Source organism: Methylocystis sp. ATCC 49242 (genome assembly GCF_000188155.2).
Taxonomy (GTDB): domain Bacteria; phylum Pseudomonadota; class Alphaproteobacteria; order Rhizobiales; family Beijerinckiaceae; genus Methylocystis.
Map to the genome: position 1 here is coordinate 3,726,184 of NZ_KE124774.1, position 14,876 is coordinate 3,741,059.

At 58.3% G+C, this 14,876-nt stretch carries 19 protein-coding genes; 6 read left to right on the forward strand and 13 right to left on the reverse strand.

The features are described from left to right. Positions 1-11 precede the first annotated feature (11 nt). From MET49242_RS20395 to nifB, 11 genes are read right to left on the reverse strand one after another with little or no spacing between them, the layout of a single operon-like run. Positions 12-317, reverse strand: coding sequence for a 2Fe-2S iron-sulfur cluster-binding protein (locus MET49242_RS20395; protein ID WP_036288933.1), 306 nt, complete (start codon positions 315-317; stop codon positions 12-14). Positions 318-372: 55 nt separating this feature from the next. After that, positions 373-1,524, reverse strand: a complete 1,152-nt coding sequence (locus tag MET49242_RS20400; RefSeq protein ID WP_036285706.1) for a DegT/DnrJ/EryC1/StrS aminotransferase family protein — start codon at positions 1,522-1,524, stop codon at positions 373-375. Further along, a complete protein-coding gene (locus tag MET49242_RS20405; RefSeq protein ID WP_036285708.1) occupies positions 1,521-1,790 on the reverse strand; it encodes a hypothetical protein in 270 nt (89 codons plus the stop codon). The genes MET49242_RS20400 and MET49242_RS20405 overlap by 4 nt, the downstream gene beginning before the upstream one ends. 7 nt (positions 1,791-1,797) lie before the next feature. Further along, a complete protein-coding gene (gene nifT / locus MET49242_RS20410) occupies positions 1,798-2,004 on the reverse strand; it encodes a putative nitrogen fixation protein NifT (RefSeq protein ID WP_036285710.1) in 207 nt (68 codons plus the stop codon). A gap of 37 nt (positions 2,005-2,041) precedes the next feature. Continuing rightward, positions 2,042-2,272: a nitrogen fixation protein NifZ gene (locus MET49242_RS20415; RefSeq protein WP_036285712.1), complete on the reverse strand. Its 231-nt coding sequence runs from the start codon at positions 2,270-2,272 to the stop codon at positions 2,042-2,044. Between the two features lie 2 nt (positions 2,273-2,274). Continuing rightward, positions 2,275-2,568, reverse strand: a complete 294-nt coding sequence (locus MET49242_RS20420; RefSeq protein WP_036285714.1) for a nitrogen fixation protein NifZ — start codon at positions 2,566-2,568, stop codon at positions 2,275-2,277. Beyond that, the gene (locus MET49242_RS20425) at positions 2,565-3,368 is read right to left on the reverse strand and encodes a 4Fe4S-binding leucine-rich repeat protein (protein WP_036285716.1); all 804 of its coding nucleotides are present in this window, start codon (positions 3,366-3,368) and stop codon (positions 2,565-2,567) included. The genes MET49242_RS20420 and MET49242_RS20425 overlap by 4 nt, the downstream gene beginning before the upstream one ends. Continuing rightward, positions 3,358-3,894 (reverse strand): tetratricopeptide repeat protein, encoded by a 537-nt coding sequence (locus MET49242_RS20430; protein ID WP_051134353.1) that lies wholly within the window; start codon positions 3,892-3,894, stop codon positions 3,358-3,360. Before MET49242_RS20430 ends, MET49242_RS20425 begins: the two co-directional genes overlap by 11 nt. Before the next feature lie 10 nt (positions 3,895-3,904). Next, positions 3,905-4,246 (reverse strand): iron-sulfur cluster assembly accessory protein, encoded by a 342-nt coding sequence (locus MET49242_RS20435; protein WP_036285718.1) that lies wholly within the window; start codon positions 4,244-4,246, stop codon positions 3,905-3,907. Beyond that, complete coding sequence (locus tag MET49242_RS20440) at positions 4,246-4,470, reverse strand: 4Fe-4S dicluster domain-containing protein (RefSeq protein ID WP_036285720.1); 225 nt, start codon at positions 4,468-4,470, stop codon at positions 4,246-4,248. Before MET49242_RS20440 ends, MET49242_RS20435 begins: the two co-directional genes overlap by 1 nt. Before the next feature lie 27 nt (positions 4,471-4,497). Further along, entirely contained in the window at positions 4,498-6,057 is a 1,560-nt protein-coding gene (gene nifB, locus MET49242_RS20445) for a nitrogenase cofactor biosynthesis protein NifB (protein ID WP_036285722.1), read from the reverse strand. Between the two features lie 456 nt (positions 6,058-6,513). On the opposite strand from nifB, the gene nifA reads away from it, so the two are divergent. From nifA to MET49242_RS20465, 4 genes are all read left to right on the forward strand, one after another. Next, positions 6,514-8,253 (forward strand): nif-specific transcriptional activator NifA, encoded by a 1,740-nt coding sequence (nifA, locus tag MET49242_RS20450; RefSeq protein ID WP_036288937.1) that lies wholly within the window; start codon positions 6,514-6,516, stop codon positions 8,251-8,253. A 246-nt stretch (positions 8,254-8,499) separates the two neighbouring features. Beyond that, the gene (locus MET49242_RS20455) at positions 8,500-9,399 is read left to right on the forward strand and encodes a ferritin family protein (RefSeq protein WP_036285723.1); all 900 of its coding nucleotides are present in this window, start codon (positions 8,500-8,502) and stop codon (positions 9,397-9,399) included. A gap of 59 nt (positions 9,400-9,458) precedes the next feature. Beyond that, complete coding sequence (locus tag MET49242_RS20460) at positions 9,459-9,938, forward strand: ferritin family protein (RefSeq protein ID WP_036285725.1); 480 nt, start codon at positions 9,459-9,461, stop codon at positions 9,936-9,938. Positions 9,939-10,074: 136 nt separating this feature from the next. Further along, positions 10,075-10,674 (forward strand): hypothetical protein, encoded by a 600-nt coding sequence (locus tag MET49242_RS20465; RefSeq protein WP_202804175.1) that lies wholly within the window; start codon positions 10,075-10,077, stop codon positions 10,672-10,674. Between the two features lie 126 nt (positions 10,675-10,800). Here MET49242_RS20465 and MET49242_RS20470 read toward each other — a convergent pair whose 3' ends face one another. Beyond that, entirely contained in the window at positions 10,801-11,619 is an 819-nt protein-coding gene (locus MET49242_RS20470) for a hypothetical protein (RefSeq protein ID WP_244430863.1), read from the reverse strand. On the opposite strand from MET49242_RS20470, the gene MET49242_RS20475 reads away from it, so the two are divergent. Continuing rightward, positions 11,577-12,509, forward strand: coding sequence for a hypothetical protein (locus MET49242_RS20475; RefSeq protein ID WP_158497343.1), 933 nt, complete (start codon positions 11,577-11,579; stop codon positions 12,507-12,509). The two genes, MET49242_RS20470 and MET49242_RS20475, sit on opposite strands and share 43 nt — an antisense overlap. Positions 12,510-12,760: 251 nt before the next feature. Here MET49242_RS20475 and MET49242_RS20480 read toward each other — a convergent pair whose 3' ends face one another. After that, complete coding sequence (locus tag MET49242_RS20480; protein ID WP_036285729.1) at positions 12,761-13,663, reverse strand: outer membrane protein; 903 nt, start codon at positions 13,661-13,663, stop codon at positions 12,761-12,763. Between the two features lie 279 nt (positions 13,664-13,942). Between MET49242_RS20480 and MET49242_RS20485 the strand changes: the two genes are divergently transcribed. Next, entirely contained in the window at positions 13,943-14,812 is an 870-nt protein-coding gene (locus MET49242_RS20485) for a heme-binding protein (protein ID WP_084679242.1), read from the forward strand. The last annotated feature ends 64 nt before the right edge of the window (positions 14,813-14,876 follow it).

A 14,876-nucleotide genomic window follows, 5' to 3' on the forward strand; every position in this document is an offset into this window, starting at 1 on the left:
GGTTGCAGTATTCAGAACCCTGAGCCGAAGCCCAGTAGTTCGACAGTGACATTTTCGGCGCCAATTAACGCCTGACACGCTAGGCGGGACTTCGAGCTGACGCCGACAATCGAGTCGAGCTTTTCGTTTTCGCTGCGTGTCGTCTTCGACAGGCTTTTCTTTCCCTCCTGAACGAAAACGTGGCATTGACCGCATTTTGCTTCTCCGCCGCATTTGCTCACGATCGCTTCGCCCGCAGCGAGTATTGCGTCGAGCAAACGACTTCCTGTCGCTGTTTCAACGGTCTTTCCAGAAGGAAGAATCGTAAGTGTAGGCATCGTCTCGCTCCTGTTGAATTGCCCGCGCTGAAGCAACCGAGCAAATTTCGAAAAGTCAAAGATAGATAGCGGTTCCAGCGCCGACATTGATCGATGCGTCCTTCATCGTGCCGACAATGAACGCAACCTGCTCTTCTGTGAGATGCGCATGGAATGGCAAGGCGACCGCACGGTCGGCGACCTTTTCCGTCACGAAGAGATCGCCGCGGCGGTATCCGAGATCGAAATAATGGCGCTGCAGATGAAGGGGCTGAGCATAGGCGCAACCTTCTATCCTCTCAGTGCGCAGATCGTCGACGATTGCGTCGCGGCTGGAGCGCGAGAATCGTGTACCGAGATGCACCACGTAAAGAAACCAGTGACACTGCTGAACCTCCGGCGCCACATATGGATCTTTAATCCCCTCGAATGAACGAACGTAATCTAGGAACCAACGCTCCACGCGCTTGCGGCGCGCAAGCAGAAGCTCCAATCGGCGCAGTTGCGCAAGACCGAGCGCCGCGGCGATGTCGCTCAATCCCGCCTGCAATGGCGGCCAAGCGCCGAGCACGACGGAAGAGCGTTCCTCGATCTTTCGGCTACGCAACCGACGTAGCATGGATGCGCGTTCATCATCGTCAGTGACAATAATCGCGCCTTCGCCGCACGCCAGAACGCCGGGCTGCGAAAAGTCGAAGATCGAACAATCCCCGAATGTGCCTACGAGCGCGCCCTTGTAGACGGATCCGATCGCTTCGGTGGAATCTTCGATGACGGCGAGACTGTGCTCATCAGCGAGACCGCGCAGCGGCTCCCATGGCGCCGGATGTCCATTGGCGTTGCTGGCAATGATCGCGCGCGTTCTCTCGGTGACCAACTTTCGGGCTTTTTGGGCGTCAAGCGTTCCCGCCCAATAGTCAATGTCCGCAAAGACTGGTCGCGCGCCGGAGAGTGTGATGGCGTGCGTCGTCTCACGGAATGAATACGCGGGCGCAATGACTTCGTCACCGGACCCTATCCCGATCGCTTTCAAGATCAGCAACAATCCGATTGTGCCGCTCGACACGGCGATCGCGTGTTTGCGGCCAAGATAGCGCGCAAATTCCTCCTCGAATGCGTCGACGACGGAGCCCATCGACAGGCGTTGTGACACGAGAATTTCCGTTACCGCGTCGAGGTCGCTCTGGGCCAGGTCGGGGTCGTTCAGGGGCAGCAGCGTCGTCTTCATGCTCCTCCTCCTTTGGCGGTCAGCGCGAGGCCAGTCGCGTAGCGTGGATCCTGGGTGATTCTCCAACAATGATCACGACCGTCGATCAGGTAGAGAGCGCATCTTTCATAGGTTCGAAAGGGGGTCTCGTCGCGCATGTCGATCGCGTCGCAGCGGGTGACGACGAGGCCCGTCAGTCGCCTCAATGCAGCGATCGTCTGCGCGTCGACTGACGACGCCCCGAGAGCGAGGTCGATTTCGGATAGTTGCGCGGGCTCGAGACTCATGCGACGCTCACGCGAGCTTTTTGGCTTCGACGGTGATAGGAAGCGACGTGCCCGGATCCATCTCGGGAAGTTGCAGTTTCCATCCATTCGCAAGCGTTACGGAGCCGCCCCACATGAGGGGTGATTCAACTTCGATGATCGGCTCTTCGAGGTCTTTCTTGGGAACATAGGCTGACAGAACGCCGTCAGAACCTTTTCTGATCATAACTTTCACGGTGGGCCTCGTTCGTTTGCATTGGTTAACCCGGCGGTCAAAGGGCTTCTATTTCGTCCTCGAGACAGCCGATGACAAGTTGTGACGAGAATTCGACCAGATAGACGATCGTTTCGGTTTCGACATGCGAACCAACCTGGACAATTTCGCCGGGCTCTCCGCTCCTGACGAGGAGTTCGTCGGCCGCGCGATCGGGATAGGAGCCGTCATTGATGAGGTCGATAGCTGCTCGCACGCGCTGACCCCAATCATATTTCGCAGGCGTCATGCTCATTCGTGGTTCTCCTCCACCATTTCGACCATCTCCAGTTCCTTACGTTTCATGCCGACACGATGGCCAGTCGAAACGAATTCGACGCCGTAGATATAGAACTGCTGGAGAAAGGAGCCGATGCTGACGACATAACCTTCCTCTCCTTTCGTCACGAGGATTTCGCCGATGTCCTTCCCCGGAAAAGTTCCGTCATTACGGATCGTCCGGCGGGCGCGAACCTTGTCGCCATAATCGAAATATGGCGGGCCTTCGAGTTCGACTGTGTCGCTGTCGCGACTGATGTTTGTCATCGTCGTTCTCCTTGGCCCGTCGCGAGGATGGCGATCGACGCATCATCGTTCAGACCCGCGGCGCGCCGTCGTTTGAGGGCGGTTTCACGAACAATTGGATCTGCATCCGCAAGAAGGGCGCCGATTGATTTGATATCCGCGCGCTGCGCAATTTCGTGACGCACGCGCCAATCGGGGTCGTCAAGGAGCGAGAGCAGGTCCAACGGCTCGAGTCGTTGCGCGGCCTCGAAACGGACGACGGGGTCGGGGTCCCTTGCAAGACGAATCAATAGCGCCTGATTTATTCGCTGCGCGACGACGCGTCGAACTTCGGCGTCGTCGTCGTTGATCATCAAGACAAGAAGGTCCGTTGGCAGTCGTTTGGCGACCATCTGTCGGACAAAATAATCGGGATCCGACATCATGGGCAGCAAATCGGCGCCCTCGAGGCGACCCGCAATGCGTATGCGAACTTCGCGATGCGGATCGTTTCGGAGCTTCAGAAGGTAGGATCTCGGAAGGCGGCGCGCGGCGCTCCAGCGAACAGCTTCTTCAGGATCATTGAGCAACGCCGGCAAAAGAAATACTTCGGCGGCCTTGGCTGCGCAGGCCCGGGCCTCGAAATAGGGGTGGGAGAGATAATCGCGCGCCAGATCCGGATTCCAATCGAAGAAACGATCAATGCGACGCGCGTAACGATCATGGGCGCATGCCCTTAGAGGCTTGCATCGCTCATCAAGCAGTCGATCCTTGTGCGCACAGTCAGCGCAATCGATTGGCCGGCCGAGCCAGTCCAGCGCCTCGTCGATGTCAGTCGACATCTTCTTCCCCCATCCGATCGAGAACGTCGAGCAACACGCGCGCGCCGACCTTGTCGGCAGGATCGAGCTCGAGCAATTTTTCGATAGCTTCGCGTCCTTCCTCGTAATCGCCGAGCCGCATATTCAGATAGGCGTATCCTTTGAGCGTGAACATGAAGAAGCGCGGCTGCGGCGCGTCGTAATCGCCAAACTTTGCGTCCTGTGGTCGAACGGCGCGCCAGTCGAATGGCAGGGAATTGTCTATCGCCGCGCGCGTGAGGCAGGCGCGTGCAACTGCAAGGGTTTCGTCGAGTCGCCCCTTGTAAAAGTGGAAGCGATAGAGGCCGATGAGCGTCGCCGGATGCGTGGGCGCAATTCGTTGTGCTTCGACGAGGTGTCGCATGGCCATTTCGTCATCATGATAGACGGCCGCCGCTGCGCGAAGATAATTCTCGGCCTCGGTGGGAAGACCCTCGCCGAGGACGGCGGATGCAGGAAAATCCTGCATCGCCAGGGCATTATCCTGCGACGCTTTGGAAGCGAACATTACTCGTCCCTCAGTGCGTCTCCACGAAGACGGGAGCGTCGGTCGTCGAGCAGCCGCAGCTCTTCGCCTTCGGGTCATGGAAGATGAAGCCCGTCGAGGTCGGCGTTTCGACGAAATCGATTGTGACGCCATCGAGCAGAAGGCGGCTTTGCGCAGGTAAGAAAAGGTTGAATACGCCATGCGCATAGATCTGTTCGTCATCGCGGGGCGCAGGCTCTACGGAAAACTCCGCCGACATGCCCGAGCAGCCACCAGGAGATACAAGCAATCTCAAGCCAGAGCCGGGTGGCCCGTCGAACATGACGAGCCGGCGGATGAATTTCTCGGCGGCGGGAGTGAATGCGATTTTCATCACGCCCCCGCCTGATAACGCGGATAGGACGTGTCGATAACGCAAGTGTTGTCAACAGGACAAACCGCAACGCATTGTGGGATATCGAAGTAGCCGATACACTCGGTGCACTTCTTCGGATTGATGACGAAAGTGCCGTTCTTTTCCGAAATTGCGACGTTCGGGCACTCCGCCTCGCACGCGGAGCAAGAGGTGCATTGTGATGCGACGATTTTGTAGGTCATGGTTCAGCTCCTTTGGGAAAACTTGCGTCAGACAGGGATGAAGGCGCCTTGTCGGATATCCGCGTCGCCGCGCGCGACATGGATGATCTCGCCGTCTTTCACGCGGGCAAGGTAATCCTTGAAGTAGGCGATCGCTGATTGTTCGATGAATTCATAGGCGTATTGATCCACCGGATCGATTCCCGCGGCGATGAGATCGTCTTTTGGACAATGACCGATCTTGGCGACGAAGACGGCTGTGCAATCATTGATTGCGCGGATGATCGTTTCCAGGCTGTCTTCCTCGCCGTAGCCGCCCTGACAATACAGGTCGACGCGGCGATGGCCGACAAACTTCGCGCCGCTGCTGGTGAGTTCATAGATCTGGAACTCTTTCGCATGGCCAAAATGTTCATTGATGCGGCCGCTTCCCTTGGTCGCGACGGCGACAAGGATCGCAATGTCGGCGTTCTCGCCGGCAAGCTCTTCGAGCTCTGCGTTGCGCGCGGCGACTTTGGCCACGCGCTCCTCCTCCACTCTGGATTGATACGCCTGACGCGCGGTCAGATCGTAATTGACATCCATCTCCATGATTTTTTCGGTCGTGAATTCGGCGCTACGGTCTTCGCCAAGTAGGCCAACGGCGTCGGCGCGGCATTGGCGACAGTGGCGCATCATGTTCATTTCGCCCTCGCAACGGTCCTGAAGCGCCTTCAGCTCCTGAGCCGAGGGGCCGCGCTGGCCGTTGAGACCGAAGACCGTGCCATGCTCCGGCGATGAAATTAGCGGCATAATGTTGTGGAGGAATGCGCCGCGCGACTTCACCTCCCTGTTGACGGTGACGAGGTGATCGTCGTTGATCCCTGGGATCATGACAGAGTTCACCTTGCAGAGAATTCCGTTCGCCGTCAGCATCTCCAGGCCTTGCAACTGGCGTTCGGTGAGAATTTTCGCGGCGTCCTTTCCGGTGACGCGTTTGTGCTTCCAGAAGACCCAAGGATAGATTTCGGCGCCGATGTCAGGATCCGTCATGTTTATTGTGATCGTGACGTGATCGACGTTGAATTTCTTGATCGTTTCGACATGATCTGGCAAGGCGAGACCATTCGTGGAAAGGCATAGCTTGATGTCGGGTGCAGCCTCGGAAATAAGTTCGAAGGTCTTGAAGGTCTTCGCTGGATTGGCGAGTGGATCGCCGGGGCCGGCGATGCCGAGGACCGTCATTTGCGGGATTGCGGATGCGACGGCGAGAACCTTCTTTGCGGCCTGCTCGGGGGTCAACTTCTCACTGACAACGCCCGGCCGAGACTCGTTAGCGCAATCATATTTTCGATTGCAGTAGTTGCACTGGATGTTACAGGCGGGAGCGACAGCGACATGCATTCGCGCATAATGATGGTGCGCTTCCTCGCTGTAGCAGGGATGATTCTTGACCTTTTCCCAAATCTCGGCCGGCATGTCGCTCTGGCCGGCGCCCGAGCCGCAGCTTGCCTTTCCGCTGCCGCCGCTTGTGCCGCAACCTTTATGATCGGCGATTTTCTGCATGACTTCATCGAGCGGCGTCGCCGCGTCGGATTCAAAGGTGTCGAAAGAGTGAGCGTCGTCCATTTTTTAACCTCACGAGCGTTGAAGGTTTGGACCCCGCGAGAAGGGTTTATTTCGCCCACCTTGCGAATGGGCTGTCCGCGCTGCGAAAGGGAGCGCAACAAGCATGCCATGGTTCGTTTGTTGTTATAGCTGGCTGAAAAGTTTGGAATTAATCCAGATATGACATCCGGGCGGGAGGAGTTCTTCGATGTTACAAACCGTCATCTTCTTGTTAGCTACGCGACATTCGAACATCGGCGGATTTTCCGCTGCGCCGCTCGTTGGATCGGCGACCGGCGCCAGATGATTTGGCGCCGCAGCACAAAACCGTGCCAAGTCGCGCTAATAAGTGGCGCTCCGATCGCGCGAGCTTTAGCGTAACCCGCAGAAATAATTGCGAAAGAGCGATCCGTCTCAACTGGCGCGCGGTTTGCTTGAAAGACGACAAAATCAAAGCCTGTTGTGAGGCTCTTCAACATGGGTCTTGAATTCGGCGGCCAGGTCGGCGTCGCGCCGAGACGCGCGATCGACTCCGGTGAAACCGCACTCGTCGGAATATATGAGATATCCAAGCTCCTCGCGTCGCCGCATCGGTTGGAGAGCGTGCTCGCGGGTGTCCTGAGCTTATTGTCGAGCTTTCTCGATATGCGGCATGGCCTCATCGCTCTGCTTGATCAAGGCGGCGCGCCAGAAATGGTGGTCGGTTCCGGCTGGACCGAAGGCGCGGCGAAGCGCTTCTTTGATCGTTTGCCGGAGCGCGCAGTTGGCCAAATCGTTGCAACAAAAATGCCGCTGGTCATCGAGAATGTGGCGACGTCGCCGCTTTTCGAGGGAACCGATCTTTCCGAATGGGGACCAACAGACGGAGTGCCGTTTTCTTTGATCGGCGTCCCGATCAAAGAAGGTGAAACGGTTGTCGGAACCTTGACCGTTGATCGCGTATATAATGCGCGCGCAGGCGTGCTATTCGATCACGACGTCCGGTTTCTGACTATGATCGCCAATCTGGTGGGGCAGACGCTACGTCTCCACAAGCTGATCGCGCGAGATCGCGAAAGACTGATGCAGGAGAAGGCGCGTCTGGAGAAAGTCGATCGGCAACCGCCGATTGACGTTTCGGGAGAAAAGCTCAAGGGCATTGTCGGCGACAGTCCGGCGGTGCGTGCGGTCGTCGCGAAAATTCGCGTGGTCGCAAAAGCCAAATCCACGGTATTGCTGCGCGGCGAGTCGGGAACGGGCAAGGAGCTTTTTGCCGCCGCGATCCATAACCTTTCGCCGCGCCGTTCGAAGCCGTTCGTAAAGTTGAATTGCGCCGCGTTGCCCGAGAGCGTGCTCGAATCGGAGTTGTTCGGACATGAGCGCGGGGCGTTTACGGGCGCGGCAAATCTTCGCAAGGGGCGCTTCGAGCTTGCTGACGGAGGCACGCTATTCCTGGATGAAATCGGGGAGATAACTCCGGCGTTCCAGGCAAAGCTGCTGCGCGTTCTGCAGGAAGGCGAGTTTGAACGCGTGGGCGGGTCGCGCACACTGAAAGTCGATGTGCGGCTTGTATGCGCCACAAACCGAAATCTCGAGGAAGCGGTTCAACGCGGTGATTTTCGCGCTGATCTCTACTATCGCATCAGTGTTGTGCCCATCTTCCTGCCGCCGTTGCGCGAGCGCAAAGGCGATCTGGAGTCGCTCGCCAATGAGTTCGTAAAGCGTTTCAATGCGGATCAGGGCAGTCACCTGCAACTCTCCGAGTCCGCGATGAGTGTGCTGAACGAATGCGCCTTCCCGGGCAATATTCGCGAACTCGAAAACTGCATCTATCGAACGGCGACGCTGGCTCGTGGCGACGTCATTACCGACAGGGACTTTTCCTGCCGTAACGACGGTTGTCTATCTTCGATCCTGTGGAGCGGTTCACATGACCCGACGATGCGGGCGTCGAATTTCTCACCGTTGCCGATCGTCGCGTCCAACCGCGTGAAGCCGCCGTCGCCGCCGCACGCTTCCGGAGCGGAAGCAGGAGAGAGTCTCGCTCCGGAAACCTGTCCAGGGGCGGAGAATTGCAACATCATCGACAAGGATCCGCGCATGGATCATGACAGGCTTGTCGACGCGATGGAGCGGGCGGGATGGGTGAAGGCGAAAGCTGCGCGGCTGTTGGGTCTTACGCCTCGGCAGATCGGCTACGCCTTGCAGAAGCACGGCATCGCAGTGAAGAAATTCTAGGCGGCAGACAAAGAGGGGGCGAAACCGCAGCATATGCCCTGCGCTGCTGGATCGCGGATGCAACAGGCGTGTCTCGCACACCGATGTCGGAAACCAGACACAGTGTAGCTAACGACAGTTGATTCTTATCAAATAGAAATTGATTTGAAAGGAATTTCAAGGGCCGGCTGCTTGGTCCGTGTCTTGCTCCGAGCTGATGCGTGGCGTCGTTCGCCCGCAAGCCGAGAGCAAATCAGGAGACGGACCTTGGCCAATATCACTTTTTCATCACCTGTGATGCCGAAGGACATTACGGTCTATGCCGTCGCGGGCGATCGCGGGACGATTTTGGCCGTGGCCAAGGCTCACAAGATTCCCATTCCCTTCGATTGTCAGGATGGCGAATGCGGGTCCTGCCTCGTCGAAGTGGAACATCTGAATCCCAATGCAATCTACGGTGTCGCCTTGACCGAAAAGGAAAAGGAGATGCTGAAGCAACTGGGCAAGATCAGCAAGGCGGAACTTGAAAACGCCGAAGTGAATGACATGCCGCCGCGCTATCGTCTCGCGTGCCAATGCTTCGTTCGCAATGAGGACATCATCGTCAAATTCGAGGGTGATCAAACGCTCCCCTCTGCGGGCCCGTATGTCACCCAGGCGGCCAGTCGCTTCAAGGGCGGCACTGAAATTCCGACGGTCGATGAATTCCTCAGTTACGCGGTCAAGGTCGAGGAGGACGCAGCAGTGCATTTCGAGGCGCTCGCCCTTACGCTCGAGACGCACGGCGCGACGGAAATCGCGAAACTCTTCCGCCAGCTTGCGGCCTTTTCGCGACAACATCTTGCCGAGGCGAAGGAGACGGCGAAATCGATCGATCCAGCCAAGTCTGTTCCTCCGGACTACGCCTGGCCGAACCAGTCTTCGCCAGAGCAGCCCTCACAATGGTCTGGAGACGTCGCCCTCATGCGCCTTGGCGCCTTGAAGGCGGCCCTGCAAGGCGAGCGGCGCGGCTATGAATTCTATTGCGCAGTCGTTGCGACCGCCAAATCGCCCGAGGTGGTTGCGGCGGCCAGGCAGTTCGTCAAGGAGGAGGCGGAACATGTCAAGGTTCTGGAGGCATGGATCACACGCGAGGAATGGGCGACGCGAGGCATGCCTGCTCATTGATTGATGGCGAAAGAACGTCGAGCGCCAATCTGACCATCGACGGGGCAGGGAGCACGAGAATGGAGTCTGTCGAGACCTTCCTCGCTTACGCCATAAGGCTCGAGCAGGAGGCTGCCGAGCGCTTCGGGCAATTGGCTGATGCTATGGAGGCTTGCGGCAATCGTGAAGTCGGCAGGTTGTTTCGCCGGCTCGCCGATTATTCGCGTCTGCATCTCGCTGATGCGCGAACCCGGTCGGGGTATCGGGACGTTCCGGAGATGATGCCGGACGAATTCGTTTGGCCCGACGTCGAAAGCCCCGAGACCGCGGCGATATGGGCGGCGGACCCGTTCGTTGGCCGAGAGCAGGCGCTCGAGATCGCACTCGAGGCCGAAAGGGCGGGCTACAACTATTACAAGACTATCCTCGAGACGACGAACGACCCTGAAATCAGGGTTCTCGCGAAAGAATTCGTCGAGGAGGAGCGCGGCCACGTCGCCGAGCTGGAAAAATGGATCGCGGCGCATAGGGCAGGAAAGCCCTTGCCGGTCGATCGATGAACGCATCGTCTTCGAGCACCCATTGCGCGCTGGTCTCGAAGGTCATGCACGGCCCTTTGCGAATGGCGCAAAACGGCCAGGCCGAACAGTCGAGGGAATCATCGACATCGCCGCGCGCGGATAATCGACACTCTGGATGACAACGATGACAAAGATAGACGATACGGCGTTCGCTCGACTGGAAAAGGAAGGTCGTCTGCTCAATGCGGTTCTCAAGGCGCCGACGGAGCGTCCAGGGCGCTTCGGATTTCGTGGCGAACTGGCGATCAAATTCGCTCAGCAATTCGCTGATGAGAAGCGTCCGCCGGAGCTGAGCGCCGACCAGGTCATCGCGGTCGCGCAGGCGGGAGAGGGGACGTTCCCCTTTTTCGCAGCCTATCTGCATTCCTTCGAATCGCTCACTGCGCTTGCAGATGTGTTGAAGGGGCTGCTGACGCCGGAGGGAAAGTATTTCATCTTCTGCAACAACATTGATCTCCTCAGCAAATATGACGTCGTCATCGACGGCGCGACGTTCCATGTCCTGCCAATCGACGAGGCGACGGTCTATAATGAGCTGCTGGAGCTGCTCTACCTCGACAAAGGTTCGCTGAAGCGCATGTCCACGGCTGGCAAGACCGATGCAATCGCTGACGCCGCGCTCCGTTTCAACGCCGCCTTCGAGGCTATCGCTTATACGGAAGGGCTGCGGCGCATGGGGCCTGTTCGCAATCGAAACGAGAACCGGCCCGTCTGATGCGAGACAATTCCTGGCGGAGCCCGGTTTGCCGAGGGTCCGCGGAGAGGCGCGCGAGCCCTGCGCGCCTCTGATCACTCGGACGGGAGCGGTGAAAGGGGCGTCAGCCGACCCTCGCGCGGCAATTTATCGCGCGGATATCGGACGAAAGTCGAAGTCGAGATTCTCACTCGTATATCGCTCATCGACCTCGGAAAATGGTTTCTGATCTTCAGAGTACAACACCGCACGGTGTTCGAATAATTCATGCGGAACGGGGATCGAACGGGGGGCGGCGTCGGTCGGCACATCGGTCGCCGTGGCTCCGGACTCCCAGCCCTGCGGCAATGGCGACCAAAGTATTTTTGCGTCGATGTTTTGCCGAAACGGCCGCAAAGGTTGCACGACTCGACCGAATGACGTTTCCGTCGTTTCCAGTGTGTGATTCATCTCCGCCGTGAGGCGAGCGGGCACATACCAGTTGTCCGCTTCCGACAGAACGTGGTCGCCGCAGAAAAGTTGCACGTGACGGTGTTTCACGATTTCGTTCGGTTCGACGCGAAGGCGTTGGCGCGTTTCTGCGCTCGCGGGCTTCTCCGGACCATCGATGCGGCGGGCGATCACTTTTGGCTCTGCCGCCATTTTATGGTCGGCGCACCACTTCTCCAGCACGGTTGTCGCACTACGGCCAGCGAGCAGATTGGCGTTCAAGGTTTGCACCAGGGCCAGTATTTCGACGCGCGATACGAATCCATCCTGCCAGCGGGTCTTCGGGCGCTCCGTCGCGCCAACTGTGACGGTATGGAGCGCGATGAGGCAGGCCGCGATCGCGCTCGACTTGTTCGATTGGCTGAACATGGACTCACCAATTCCCCACTGCCCCGGCAATCGGGCGCGTGCCGAGAGAAGCGCCGAAAGTTCGGATGGCGCGCCATACTGATAACCCGGGAACAGGGCCTGAACCAAGACCGAATGCGCGATTGCAAACATCCCGTCGGCCGGCGCTTTTGAAAATCAGCGAATGGATCGTTATTCTCCGCCTCGGTGAAATCACGCGCGATCGCGCGATAGACCTGCTGGAGAGCCTTATCGTGTACCCGATCGGAGTCAGTCTGTTTTCTTTCGCGTGCTTCATGGCGGCGTCGCTTGGCGGCATGTGGGCCGGATATGTCCTGCCCGAAGGGCAGTTGACAGACCGCAATCGTGATTTGATCAAGGAGGCGCGACGCATGCTGGTCGCGCTCGCCACGCTGACTCTCGGTCTGATTATCGCCTCCGCCACCGCCTCTTTCGATTTGAGGACAAACGAGGTCGAAAACAGCGCGTCGAAGATCATCGCGCTCGATTCGACATTGGCGAAATATGGACCGAAAGCGAGAGAGAGCCGGGAGGCGTTGCGCCGAATTGTTGCGAAAGGCATCGAGCGGATAGAGATCGCCGCCGACGAAGGCTTCAATACGGAAAAGACTCGCAAGGGAATTGGCGTCAACAAGTTACAGATCAAACTGTTCGAGTTGAGTCCTGAAAGTGATCGCGAAACCTGGCTCAGGTCGTCGGCGCTCACGCTCAGCAGCGAACTAGCCGCGTTTCGTTGGCTGAAATATTCGGGCTCGGAAGGCAATATACAGTGGCCCTTTCTCGCCATCCTCATTTTCTGGCTGGTCGGCGTTTTCGTCAGTTACGGAATTGTAGCTCCGCGAAACTGGGTGGCCGTTGGAACCATGGTGGTTGTCGCATCAGCCATGGCGATGGCGATCCATCTGACGCTTGATCTGGACTCGCCAAACAAGGGACTTATCAGAATGTCCAGTGCGCCTCTTCAAATGGCGCTCGATCAGATCGGTCCGCTCGAATAAGGGCGGGTTCATGCGCGGGCGACGGCGAGATGTTGTAATCCCCCGGGGCGCCAGGACCTGCGGTATGGAAAGTTCGAGCAACGCTCTGTTGGAAACGATGCGAGCGCGTCTGGTTTATGGCTCTCACCCACAAAGTGATGCGTGGGTAAATAAAACCGCCCGGCCGTTTGTGGCGGCCGGGCCATTTCATCATTATCCACTGGCAACTGCCCGTTGCGTTTCCCGCCTCATGGCAAGTCGTCCGATCTCGGTCAGAAACCTGGGAGGGCGGAGCTTCCCCAGTTGAAATGGTAATTCACGCCGGCCCGGACGATATGGCCATTGTAGCGGGACGAGACGTTCGACGCATAGGCGTAGCCGATTGATCCGGGAGGCAGGTTGAAAACATTGGCCAGGCCTGCAACCGGCGCAAGATTGTTCGTCGTTGATCCCAGATCATAATAGAGATACTCGCCCTTTGCGCTCCAGCCCGGCATGAACATCCATTCCACGCCGCCGCCCGCGGTCCAGCCAACGAGCGTGTTGCTGAATGTCGTATTGCCGATCCCGGCCCCGAAAAAGGCGCCCGTATCGAAGGAGAATTGCGAGGCGTTGAGCCCAACGCCGCCATAGGCGAGACCGCCCGTTCCATACGCCAGCAACGTCGGCGTGACGAGATAGCCCAGTCGCCCGCGCACCGTGCCGAGGTAATCGAGCCGCTTGCTGACGTCCGTCGTCGTCATCGCCATGGCGCCGGTCAATGCGTTGAAGGCGACGCCTGTGACGCTGCTGCGGCCGCTGCTCGCGGCTATGCCCTGAATGTCGGCTTCGACGCCAGTAAGGAAGGAGCCCCCAAATTGCCAATTATAGCCGATCTGGCCGCCGCCGATGAAGCCGCTCGCATTGCTTGTGGGAACTGCGCCCCATGCGCTCGATGCGAAGGCATTCCCTTGAAACCACAGCGGGTCATTGAAAAGCGCGAAGGAAGACAGATTGGCGCTGTTGCTTTGGCCCCATGTTCCGCCGGCGTTGAGACCCACATAAAAGCCCGTCCATGTCATCATCGGCGGTGGGGGCGGCGGCGGAGCCTTATAGGATGGCAGGTCGGCCGCGAAGCCGGCGGCGGCTGAAAAGTAACAAACAAGAAATGTTGCGGCGCAGAAATTCTTGCCCATATCGAAACTCCTATAGCGATTACTGTCAAGGCGTCTCCGTCGTCGCGCCCTTGGAGGAAAGAAATGCCATAAAAAGCCGCAGCTTTGTATATCACGCCAATCAGGTTGGATGATTTGCTCATGAGTGTATCATGTTTGCAACATTTGGAATGTGCGCAACATTATTACCGGATTGCGTTTCATGTTGCTTTTTGGTACGCACGATCGTCGCCTCATCTGTCGGTGGCGTTTTTTCTTTGCAGTTCGGGCGACCAATTAAATTTTCTCTCTGGAGGGGCTATGCTTAGGAAGATGTTGATCGCAGGCGCTGCCGCCTGCTTTTTCTCGACTGGCGCGTTTGCGGCGAACGCTCCCTGCCCGAATATCTCGAACGCTCAACTTAAAACGGCTCTGAAGAACGCGATTGTTCAGACGGGCCCGAACGGCCTTGGTCTCGGTCTCAACATGTGGGCGACGGTCGTCGCAGCGGATGGCGTTGTTTGCGCGGTCGCCAATTCGAGCGGCGACCCCATTCAGGGCCAATGGCTTGCGAGCCGCGTCATTTCCGCCCAAAAGGCGTTTACGGCCGCGACGCTCAGCCTTGGTCCGACTGCCAACTCGGGGTCGGGACTGCCGCTGGCGACGGGTAAGCTGGCGCTGTCATCCGCCAATCTTTATTCGGCGGTCAACCCCGGCGGCAGCCTCTATGGTCTGCAGCACAGCAATCCGGTCGCGGCGGCTGGCGCCTATGGCGACAAGATCAGCCCCGGCGGCGTATACGCCGGCCCGATCGATACGGCGACCTATGGCACGGCGTCTGACCCGATGATCGGTCAGGTCATCGGCGGCATCAACGTCTTCGGCGGCGGTCTGGGTCTTTACGCCCAAGGCGGCGTGAAGGTTGGCGGCGTCGGCGTCAGCGGCGACACCTCTTGCGAGGACCACCTCGTCGCGTGGCGCCTGCGCCGCAATCTCAATCTGGACTATCTCGCGACGATCGGCGGCGTTTCCGGCGATGCGGCGCGCCCGGACAACATCGTCTTCGACATCACCCCGAATCCCAATGGCGGCACGGGCGTGAGCGCAGGCGGTTTTGGACATCCGACCTGCCTCGCCTTCACACAGGCTCAGTCGAAGAACCGGGCTAAGGCGTTGCCGGCGGTTCGCTGAACTGTAACCCAAGCTCGGGTTTGAAAAGGAAAAGCCGGGAGGCGCTGGTCGCCCCCGGCTTTTC

Bases quoted from the DNA above. Each gene is read 5' to 3' on its own strand.
- MET49242_RS20395 (WP_036288933.1), bottom strand. From the start codon at position 317: ATGCCTACACTTACGATTCTTCCTTCTGGAAAGACCGTTGAAACAGCG.
- MET49242_RS20400 (WP_036285706.1), bottom strand. From the start codon at position 1,524: ATGAAGACGACGCTGCTGCCCCTGAACGACCCCGACCTGGCCCAGAGC.
- MET49242_RS20405 (WP_036285708.1), bottom strand. From the start codon at position 1,790: ATGAGTCTCGAGCCCGCGCAACTATCCGAAATCGACCTCGCTCTCGGG.
- MET49242_RS20415 (WP_036285712.1), bottom strand. From the start codon at position 2,272: ATGACGCCTGCGAAATATGATTGGGGTCAGCGCGTGCGAGCAGCTATC.
- MET49242_RS20420 (WP_036285714.1), bottom strand. From the start codon at position 2,568: ATGACAAACATCAGTCGCGACAGCGACACAGTCGAACTCGAAGGCCCG.
- MET49242_RS20425 (WP_036285716.1), bottom strand. From the start codon at position 3,368: ATGTCGACTGACATCGACGAGGCGCTGGACTGGCTCGGCCGGCCAATC.
- MET49242_RS20430 (WP_051134353.1), bottom strand. From the start codon at position 3,894: ATGTTCGCTTCCAAAGCGTCGCAGGATAATGCCCTGGCGATGCAGGAT.
- MET49242_RS20435 (WP_036285718.1), bottom strand. From the start codon at position 4,246: ATGAAAATCGCATTCACTCCCGCCGCCGAGAAATTCATCCGCCGGCTC.
- MET49242_RS20440 (WP_036285720.1), bottom strand. From the start codon at position 4,470: ATGACCTACAAAATCGTCGCATCACAATGCACCTCTTGCTCCGCGTGC.
- nifB (WP_036285722.1), bottom strand. From the start codon at position 6,057: ATGGACGACGCTCACTCTTTCGACACCTTTGAATCCGACGCGGCGACG.
- nifA (WP_036288937.1), top strand. From the start codon at position 6,514: ATGGGTCTTGAATTCGGCGGCCAGGTCGGCGTCGCGCCGAGACGCGCG.
- MET49242_RS20460 (WP_036285725.1), top strand. From the start codon at position 9,459: ATGGAGTCTGTCGAGACCTTCCTCGCTTACGCCATAAGGCTCGAGCAG.
- MET49242_RS20465 (WP_202804175.1), top strand. From the start codon at position 10,075: ATGACAACGATGACAAAGATAGACGATACGGCGTTCGCTCGACTGGAA.
- MET49242_RS20475 (WP_158497343.1), top strand. From the start codon at position 11,577: ATGGCGCGCCATACTGATAACCCGGGAACAGGGCCTGAACCAAGACCG.
- MET49242_RS20480 (WP_036285729.1), bottom strand. From the start codon at position 13,663: ATGGGCAAGAATTTCTGCGCCGCAACATTTCTTGTTTGTTACTTTTCA.
- MET49242_RS20485 (WP_084679242.1), top strand. From the start codon at position 13,943: ATGCTTAGGAAGATGTTGATCGCAGGCGCTGCCGCCTGCTTTTTCTCG.